The sequence below is a fragment of the Methylobacterium sp. R2-1 genome, assembly GCF_014191355.1.
Lineage (GTDB): Bacteria > Pseudomonadota > Alphaproteobacteria > Rhizobiales > Beijerinckiaceae > Methylobacterium.
On the sequence record NZ_JACHWM010000036.1, the window covers coordinates 1 to 8,621 of the forward strand.

Here is an 8,621-nt window from a genome sequence, read left to right on the forward strand (position 1 = left end):
CAACGGCGCTGTCGGAAGGCCGGATACGTTTATGCAGACTGCACAGACCAGCGGATCCGAGCCACTTGCGGACGGGGCGGGCCATACGTTTTACGGCGCCGAGATCGCCGCGCAGCTCAACCTCCTGCCCGTGGGCGACGGCTGGGCGGGCCTGGAGGCGCAGTACGATTTCGTCCGCGCCCAGTTCGACGATGGCTCCTACGTCCCGCGCATCCCGCCGCACCGGCTCGGCGGCGGCGCCTTCGTCGCGGCCAATGGCTGGTTCGCGCGCATCAACCTGCTCCACGCCTTCGACCACACTGAGATCGCCCCGTTCGAGACGACGACGCCGGGCTGGAACGACCTGAGGGCGGAACTCGCCTACACCCTGGCACTCTACGGCGCCGCCGAGGTGACGCTGGGCTTGCAGGGCCGCAACCTGCTCGACGACGACATCCGCAACTCAGCCTCGTTCAAGAAGGACGAGATCCTGCTACCCGGCCGCAACGTCCGCCTGTTCCTCACAGCGCGGTTCTGATGTATCGCCCGCCTCTGCTAGAAAAGTAGAGGCGGGCTAAGGGCCTTATTCGTGGCACGTACAGCCGGCGTGCTCGCAGCCTGCATGGTCCTTTTATCTGCGGACCGTGCTTCTAATCCGAGTTATGAGCGCTGCAGTTGTGAGCCATGCCTGCTTTCGACCCGTGGTCCAGCCTTGTCGGGGATCAGCGCGGCATTAATACGTTCAGATTTCCCTGCGGCATCTGAAGCGCGGCTGCGTGGCTCATGATACAAAGTTGTCGGGCGTTGCCTGCTGGGGCTGTTTCGCTCGCCGTTCGGCGCGCAGCTCTCGCTCAGCTAGGAGCCAGAACTCGACCTCGAAGCCTTCCGGCTGGTGATTGCGTTCCCACAGCTCATAGGCTCGCTGCCGGATCTCAGCTGGCGTGATTGGCGGCTCGGCCTGCGGCATTGGGACAAGAAACCTGCAAACTGCGGCCAGACCCATTCAGCCGGTGTCGGCAGTGGGACACATGGGACCGGCTTAGATCAGAGCGGCGATCCCTAGCATACGACTCATAAACGCAGCAGTGATGAGCATCACCCTGAGGCGTTGCTCCTGTGTTTCCACGATAACAACTCACGACTAAAACCTGCGCTGCGCTATGTCCAGAAAACGACCGTTTTCCTAACACTGCCGGTCGGGGTGCCGGCGAGGCGGAGGCTAGGGCCGCCTCCGACCCGGCCGAGACGCTCGGCGCCATCGCCAGCGCCCGGTTCACCGCCGGCATCGCTACCTTGCGGCCCTGGCTCCCGACGCCGCGCGGACACTGAGCGCGCTTCTCGATGGCGGGTCGGAGGCACGCAATGCCTGTGGATGACCGGCGCGGCGGGACCGTGGTGGGGAACGGCGCCCAGGGTAGCCCGTTGCAGGAGTCCCGCGCCTTCGTAGGGGGGCGGCTCAGTTCAAGCCGACGTACCGACTTGCCATGCAGCTTCCGAGAGACGACCGCGAGCATCCGCGGGCCGAGGCATTCCGCGCCTTCATCCGCGACGCGAGCTTCCCCTGCGTGGGCGCGAAGTCCGCCCTGACCAAGGGCCAGATGCGGGTGCTGGTCGCCCGCGACATCACCTCGGCCTGGGACGACATGCGCATCTACCCGGCGTTGATGGCGTTCGCGGCGCGCTACCGCCAGCGGCCCGACCTGTTCCAGAGCTTCGCCGTGCTGTTCGAGGGGCCGGGCGACCTGGACGAGGAGGGCTTCGAGCGGCACCTCTGGGAGCGGGTGCAGTCGCTCGCCGACAAGGACGCCTGGCTCGGGCACCCGTGGGACGGGCGCGTCGCGCAGGAGCCGGACAGCCCGCACTTTTCGCTAAGCTTCGCCGGGGAGGCGTTCTTCGTCGTCGGCCTGCACCCGAACGCGAGCCGGCCGGCGCGCCGGTTCTCCTCGCCGGCCCTGGTGTTCAACCTGCACGCTCAGTTCGAGCAGCTGCGCGAGGCCGGGCGCTACGAGAAGCTGCGCTCGTCCATCCTGCAGCGGGACGAGGCGCTCACCGGCTCGATGAACCCGATGCTGGCGCGCCACGGCGAGGCGTCCGAGGCGCGCCAGTACAGCGGCCGAGTCGTGGACGAGGGATGGCGATGCCCGTTCCGCCCCCGCAAGGCAGGCGGCTCGGCCCTGCATCGCTCCGGTTCCCGTTAGCCTTTCCCCGCCATGTTGCGCGGCCTCGCGATGGTCACGGCAACGGCCTCTGCGTCCATCACTGCGCGTGGCTCATGCGCCGGGCCACGCGGTTGAGCACGCGCGACAGGTCGCCCGCCGCATAGGGCTTCTGCACCAGCTCGAAGCCGTGCCGTCCCTCCTGGGCCAGCACGTGGCTGTAGCCGCTGGTGAGCACGACGGGCAGAGCGGGGAAGCGCTCGCGGACCGCACGCCCGAGTTCGATCCCGTTCATGCCCGGCATCACGACGTCGGAGAACACCACGTCGAACGCGTCGCTTCCCTCGGCAAGGACGGATAGAGCCTCCGCGGCATTCGTCGCCCAGGTGATCCGGTGCCCGAGGTCCTCCAGAACCTGCACCGCGAACTTGCCGACCTCGACGTTGTCCTCGACGAGGAGCACCCGCCGTCCGTGGTCCGCCGCGGCCGTATCCTCGTGGCGGATGCCGGAGGTCTCGGACGGGTTCAGCGGCGCCTCGATCCGGGGCAGGTAGAGGGTGAAGGTGGTGCCGAGCCCGACCGCGCTCTCGACGTCGACGTCGCCGCCCGACTGCTTGGCGAACCCGAACACCTGGCTCAAGCCCAAGCCGGTGCCCTTCCCGACCTCCTTCGTGGTGTAGAACGGCTCGAAGATCTGTCCGAGCTTGTCGCTGGGGATGCCGGCGCCGGTGTCGCGGATCGAGACCACGATGAAGTCGCCTTTCGCCCTGCCGTGGCCGCGGATGGCCGGGATCTCGTGGATCTCGCGAACCGAGACGGTGAGGGCGCCCTCGCCTTGCATGGCGTCGCGCGCGTTGACCGCCATGTTGACCAGCGCGGTCTCGAACTGGCTCACGTCCGCGAGGGCGAAGCAGGTGGCGCAGCCGATCTCGGTCGAGACCGCCACGCGCGCACCGACGATGGTGCGCAGCATTTCCGTCACCGTCGTCACCCGCTCGGCGACGTCGAACACCTCGGGCTTGAGCGGTTGGCGCCGCGCGAAGGCCAGGAGCTGTCCCGTCAGCTTCGCCGCACGGTCGACGGTGTCGGAAATCGCGCCCAAGTAACGGGCCTTGCGGTCCTCGACGAGGTTCGGGTTGCGCAGGAGCTCGATGCTGCTCTTGATGACGGTCAGCAAATTGTTGAAGTCGTGCGCAACACCGCCCGTGAGTTGGCCCACCGCCTCCATCTTTTGGGCTTGACGCAGGGCCGCCGCCGTCTGCTCGCGCTCGGCGACGGCGCGCGCGACCCGGCTCTCCAGCTCCTCGTTGAGTTGGCGGAGCGAAGCCTCGTCGCGTTTGCGGCCGCTCACGTCCCGCGCGATCAGCGACACGCCCTCGATGGCGCCGCCGCCGCCGAGCACGGGCCCAGCCGCGACTTCAAGCGTGAGGCATTGACCATCTGCCGCCGAGACCCTCAGCTCGACGGCGCGCACGCTCTCGCCCATCCCTGCCCGGTTCAGCACGTCCAGGGCGCCGGGGCGGTCCTCAGGGTCGAAGAGATCGGGGAAGGTGATGCCGGCGGCCTCGTCCCAGGTCCGGCCGAGGAGCCGCGTCGCGGCCTCATTCCAGCTGACAACCGAACCGTCGAGCGCGATGGCGAGCAGGGCATCCGGCGCGTTGGCCAGGATGGCGGAAAGGTAGCGCTCCGCGAGGGCCAGGTTGCGGTCGTGCTGGGTCGAGGCTGCATCTTGCCCATCGCGCTGCGGGGCGAAGCGCGCGTTGATCCGGCCGTAGAGCCCCTTGATCGCGCGTCGGCCCGCCACCTCCGCCCCGGCATCGACCACGAGGCGCCGGAGTTCCGGATCGGAGAGCTCAGCGTTCACGACCCAGGCTTCCGAGATCTCGGGCGAGTAGGGCAGCAGCCCCTTCATCCGCTCCAGGCGCTCGGGATGGGCAACGAACAGGACTTGGCCTGAGGGCTGCACGCGCCGGAATGACCGCGCCCTGGCCAGCGGGTCGGCGACCGTGGGTGTGACGATGAGGATCTCCGCGTCGCCCGCCGTCTCGGCCTCTCGGGGCGAGGCGAAGGATACCGCCACGTCCGCCCACTCGGCCGCGTCGAAGTGCGTGCGGGTCCACTCGTCCGGCGCCGCTCCGGTGAGTACCAGTACCTTTGTGGGACTCATGGATCAGAGCAGGGGAAGGCCGAGCACGGAGCGCCCGAGCCAGCGCTTCAGGAGATGCGTCGTCGGCGACATGATGTGGGATGCCTGCGCGTCCCGCATTAGGCGCGCGAGCTGCCCGCCTTCCTGGTAGCCGCGTCCGCCGAGCAGGGTCATCGCCGTGTTGGTCACGGCAACGGCGGTGTCGGCCACCTCCACCTTCGCGGCGAACAGCGCCTTCGGCGCCTCTGGCGAGCCTTCGTCGCCGAGCCTGGCCGCATGCTGCAGGAGCCGGCGCGAGCGCTCGACCGCCGTCCACATCTCGGCGACCCGCTCGATCAGGGCGGCGTTCTCGGCCAGCCGTTCCGAGGTGTGCTCGTAGCGGTGACCCTTGAGATGGGCGACGGCAAGGTCGAAGGCGGCCTGCGCCACGCCGAGGTAGGTGCCGGCCATGGCCACGAGGAAGTAGGGAGCCACCACCTCGAACACGAACCAGATCTGGTCGCCTTCGCTACCGAGCAGGTTGCCTGCCGGCACGCGAACGTCCTTGAGCGTCGCGGCGCGCGAGGAGTTTCCGCGCATACCGACGCCGGTCCAGGGCTTCGCCCACTCCAGCCCAGGCGAGCCCTCGTCGACGAGGAGGCAGGTGAAGGTGCCCGGGTCGAGCTCGGCCCCCGGGGCGACGGCCGAGACCACGTAGGAATCGGCATGGGCCCCGCTCGTGACGAAGCTTTTCGCGCCGTCGATGGCGAACCTGTCCGCCTCTCGGCGGAAGGTCGCGCGGGGAAGGAAGAAGTGCGCCCCGGTGCCGGGCTCGCTCAGAGCCAGTGAAGTGACGTGGCGGCCGGCGGCGATGGGGCGTAAGTAGCGCCCTTCCTGAAAGGGCGTCGCCTTGGACGCGACCACGGCGGTGGCGACGCAGTGCATCCCGAAGCACATGGCCGTCGAGCTGCACGCCTGACCGAGGACCTCGGTCACCTGCGCAAGCGCGGAGAGCCCCTCGCCGAGGCCGCCGAGGCGTCGCGGCACGTGGAGGCCGAGCAGCCCGGCCTCGCCCAGCGCCCGCAGGCTCTCGGCGGGCCAGCGCGCTTCCTGATCAGTCCGCGTCGCCATGGGCGCCGCGACGCGGGCCGCGATGTCGCTCGCGAGCGCGACGATGCGCGCCGTGGCCGGGACCGGCTGCATCTCAACCATGTGAGGCTCCAACAGCCGGCGCGCTGTCGCGCTTAGGCGATGTCGCGTCGCGGTCGAGCCAATCGGCCTCGTCGCGCTCCAGCAGCCAAAGGCCGGCCCGGACCACTTCGCTGGCGCTTTGGTAGCGACCCGAGGCGACCCGCACGGCGATGAACTCCGAGAGTTCGGGCGTGAGCGAGACGTTGAGCGACTTGGATGGCTTAGCCATCAGGTTCGATGGCATCGAACCGGCGCGATGTCAAAATGTGACACTGCGATGAGCGGTTCTGTTCGATGACCCCGTCAGCAAGCCGCTCCGGACCGAGGCCCCGGCGCGGCACGCCCGGGGTGACCACGCTGAACGTGAGGCGACCGAAGTCACCCGCCGAGCCGCCCTGATCTCAAGGTGCTGGTCATCACCGGCCACGCCGAGAACGCCGCGGTCCGGAACGGGCACCTGGCGCCCGGCCCACGTGGCGGGAGAACGCCAATCCTACTCACTGTTCCGCTTTGCGCGTCCTATCAGGTCGTCGCTGCCGCCGCGTGACGGACATCCACTCTGGGGCGAATGGCGAACGACCGATCCCCAGCCCCTGCGGACCTGGCGAGTGGGTGCCAAGTGTCGGCCTCGGGCCAATGGGAGAAGCCGCCCCGTGACGCCCCGAAACCAGCCACCCGGCGCGACATCGTCCCTCGAAGCCGTCGGTTCTTAGACAGCCCCCGCGAAGCTCTTTGAGCCGTGCAGACGCTCGACATCTCGCCGAGGCGGGGCCCCGAACAGACGACGATACTCCCGGCTGAACTGGGATTGGCTCTCGTAGCCGACGGCGAAGCCGGCTTCGCCGGCGCTCATCCCATTTGCCAGCATCAGTTTCCGCGCCTCCTGCAGGCGAACCTGCTTCTGGTACTCCAAGGGTGTCATGCACGTGACCGCCTTGAAGTGCTCATGGAGTGACGATGCACTCATGCCCGCGGTCGCGGCTATGTCGTCGATCCGAAGTTGCTTGTTGAACTGACTACGTATCTTGGCGATTGCGCGGGTTACCTGGCCGAGACGGCTGTTCGCCTCGGCCATCTGGCGCAGCCCGGGGCCATGTGGGCCGGTCAGTAGCCGGTACAGGATCTCGCGCTCGATCAGGGGGGCGAGCGTGCGGATACTCGCTGGTTGGTCCAGCAGCCTCACGAGGCGACAGGCGGCATCCACCAGGTCCGGGTCGCTCGGATAGACGGCGAGCACCGGCAGGTTGGCCGTGCACGACGGGCCGCCCTCGGCGATGATCAGGTCGGCGAGCGCCGAGAGGTCGAGGTCGATCTTGCAGCAGAGATAGGGCTCGCTCGGGCTGGCCTCGGTGATATGCCCGACCAATGGCAGGTCGACCGACACCAGCAGGTAGCGCGCTGCATCATACGTCACGGTCCGGGTAGCGAGGGAGACGCGCTTCGATCCCTGGGCGATCAGGCAAAGCGATGCCTCGTAGACCGAGGGCACCGGCATGGTCGGTCCGTTAGCCCGGATCAGCGACAGCCGAGGCATCATGGTGCCCGCCATGCCCTCGGCAGGCCCATGTCGCAGGATCAGCCCGGCGAGCTCCTGGATTCTGTCCATGGGACCTGTTGTGGCGAGATGGGCGTGAGCCGCAAGTGGGTTCGTCGGGTTCCGGAGGATCGTGCAAAGCCTTCGGATGATCGTTCTAACGGTCCCAGCCTCAGCCGCCCCATGGTCGGTCCCGTCATCCGCAACGGGAAAGCTTCCTCATGGCCGGCGTCAGCGACAAGACCATTCTCATCACCGGTGCTTCGAGCGGCATCGGTGAGGCCACCGTCCGCGAGCTCGCACAGGTCGGCGCGCGGCTCTTCATCGGCGCACGCCGGACCGACAGACTGAAGGCACTGGCCTCGGAATTGGGCGATCATGTCGCCTGGAGCGCGCTCGACGTGACCGATGGCGCCGACTTCGAAGCCTTTGCGGCAACGGCCGAGGCCCGGTTCGGGCGCATAGACGCCCTCGTGAACAACGCGGGCGTGATGCCCCTCTCCCCCCTGGCCGCCCTCAAGCGCGAGGAGTGGAGGAGGATGGTCGACGTCAACATCCATGGTGTCCTGAACGGCATCGCCGCCGTGCTGCCGCGCTTCGTCGCGCAGCGGTCAGGACACGTTGTGAACGTCGCCTCTATCGCGGCGCACATGGTCGTGCCCACGGGCGCGGTCTACTGCGCGACGAAATACGCCGTCTGGGCCATCACCGAAGGGCTGAGACAGGAGCACGACGACATCAGGGCCACCGTCATTTCGCCCGGCGTCGTCGATACCGAGCTTGGCAGCGACATCACCGATCCGCAGGTTGCGGATGCCCTGAAGATCTGGAGGCAGAAGTCGTTGACCCCCGATGCCATCGCGCGTGCCATTCGCTACGCCCTGGAGCAGCCCGAGGGCGTGGACGTCAACGAGGTCATCGTTCGGCCGACGGCCGCCGGCATGTAGTTTTCGCGGCCCAAAGACCGCATCCAAGGCCGCTTCCGGGCGATGGCGAGGTTTGCCCGGAAGTCTGCAACGGGGGCAGAGCCATCGATCCTTGTTTTCGGGGTGAGCGTGCGCCTCCATGCATCTGCACGGACCCGGATTTCATTGACGCCTATCGCCGGAAGTACGCGGCCTGACATTCATACCCGGGACGGAAGTGGGCCAGCAGACGCCCAGTCCTTCAGGCCAGGGTGCCGAGCACGGTCATGATGCCCACGATGTGACTCAGAGTGCGTTTTGGACGCCGATCGGCGCACTAGAGCCGAGCTTGTTCAGGTAGCAACGGCCAAGTCGGTATCGTAGCCGGCGGCAGCGATGCAGTTGCGGCACTCGTTGGCCGTGAAGCGAGCGAAGGCTTGGCGGATGGTGTGCCACAGGTCTGGGACAGTGCGGAGCGCCGCGGTTCGGAGCAGAGCCTTCAACTTGGCGAAGATCTGCTCGATGGGATTGAAGTCCGGGCTGTAGGGCGGGAGGTAGAGCAGTCTCGCCCCGGCAGCCTCGATACGAGAACGGCGTCACGCTGTGTCAATCGGCGTCCAATAGGGACCCAGGATTGGCGTCCAAAAGGGGGTCTGGCGCACTCTTGATGCAGTCGGCGTCACCCAACGCCGATCAGCCGCGCTTCGAGCAGATCGAGCTTGGCCCGACCG

General features: G+C 67.7%; 7 protein-coding genes and 2 pseudogenes. 3 read left to right on the top strand and 6 right to left on the bottom strand.

Going from position 1 to position 8,621, the window contains the following annotated elements:
• Positions 1-76: 76 nt before the first annotated feature.
• Positions 77-517: pseudogene (locus tag FHU13_RS27070) on the top strand (TonB-dependent receptor); the annotation flags it as partial.
• Between the two features lie 243 nt (positions 518-760).
• Here the strand turns inward: FHU13_RS27070 and FHU13_RS27075 are convergent.
• Positions 761-982, bottom strand: a complete 222-nt coding sequence (locus FHU13_RS27075; RefSeq protein WP_312889662.1) for a DUF2934 domain-containing protein — start codon at positions 980-982, stop codon at positions 761-763.
• 481 nt (positions 983-1,463) lie between these two features.
• Here FHU13_RS27075 and gntA point away from each other — a divergent pair, with 481 nt between their 5' ends.
• The gene (gene gntA / locus FHU13_RS27080) at positions 1,464-2,177 is read left to right on the top strand and encodes a guanitoxin biosynthesis heme-dependent pre-guanitoxin N-hydroxylase GntA (RefSeq protein WP_183438921.1); all 714 of its coding nucleotides are present in this window, start codon (positions 1,464-1,466) and stop codon (positions 2,175-2,177) included.
• Positions 2,178-2,235: 58 nt separating this feature from the next.
• Here gntA and FHU13_RS27085 read toward each other — a convergent pair whose 3' ends face one another.
• The 4 genes from FHU13_RS27085 to FHU13_RS27100 form a co-directional block, all read right to left on the bottom strand.
• Entirely contained in the window at positions 2,236-4,302 is a 2,067-nt protein-coding gene (locus FHU13_RS27085; protein WP_183438922.1) for an ATP-binding protein, read from the bottom strand.
• Between the two features lie 3 nt (positions 4,303-4,305).
• The gene (locus FHU13_RS27090; protein ID WP_246714919.1) at positions 4,306-5,472 is read right to left on the bottom strand and encodes an acyl-CoA dehydrogenase family protein; all 1,167 of its coding nucleotides are present in this window, start codon (positions 5,470-5,472) and stop codon (positions 4,306-4,308) included.
• Entirely contained in the window at positions 5,465-5,680 is a 216-nt protein-coding gene (locus tag FHU13_RS27095) for a type II toxin-antitoxin system ParD family antitoxin (RefSeq protein ID WP_246714920.1), read from the bottom strand. Before FHU13_RS27095 ends, FHU13_RS27090 begins: the two co-directional genes overlap by 8 nt.
• Before the next feature lie 480 nt (positions 5,681-6,160).
• Entirely contained in the window at positions 6,161-7,057 is an 897-nt protein-coding gene (locus FHU13_RS27100; RefSeq protein WP_183438924.1) for an AraC family transcriptional regulator, read from the bottom strand.
• Positions 7,058-7,206: 149 nt separating this feature from the next.
• On the opposite strand from FHU13_RS27100, the gene FHU13_RS27105 reads away from it, so the two are divergent.
• Complete coding sequence (locus FHU13_RS27105; RefSeq protein ID WP_183438925.1) at positions 7,207-7,932, top strand: SDR family oxidoreductase; 726 nt, start codon at positions 7,207-7,209, stop codon at positions 7,930-7,932.
• 311 nt (positions 7,933-8,243) lie between these two features.
• Here the strand turns inward: FHU13_RS27105 and FHU13_RS27110 are convergent.
• Positions 8,244-8,483, bottom strand: a pseudogene (locus tag FHU13_RS27110) (transposase); the annotation flags it as partial.
• Positions 8,484-8,621 lie beyond the last annotated feature (138 nt).

Bases quoted from the DNA above. Each gene is read 5' to 3' on its own strand.
- gntA (WP_183438921.1), top strand. From the start codon at position 1,464: ATGCAGCTTCCGAGAGACGACCGCGAGCATCCGCGGGCCGAGGCATTC.
- FHU13_RS27095 (WP_246714920.1), bottom strand. From the start codon at position 5,680: ATGGCTAAGCCATCCAAGTCGCTCAACGTCTCGCTCACGCCCGAACTC.
- FHU13_RS27105 (WP_183438925.1), top strand. From the start codon at position 7,207: ATGGCCGGCGTCAGCGACAAGACCATTCTCATCACCGGTGCTTCGAGC.
- FHU13_RS27090 (WP_246714919.1), bottom strand. From the start codon at position 5,472: ATGGTTGAGATGCAGCCGGTCCCGGCCACGGCGCGCATCGTCGCGCTC.
- FHU13_RS27085 (WP_183438922.1), bottom strand. From the start codon at position 4,302: ATGAGTCCCACAAAGGTACTGGTACTCACCGGAGCGGCGCCGGACGAG.
- FHU13_RS27100 (WP_183438924.1), bottom strand. From the start codon at position 7,057: ATGGACAGAATCCAGGAGCTCGCCGGGCTGATCCTGCGACATGGGCCT.
- FHU13_RS27075 (WP_312889662.1), bottom strand. From the start codon at position 982: ATGGGTCTGGCCGCAGTTTGCAGGTTTCTTGTCCCAATGCCGCAGGCC.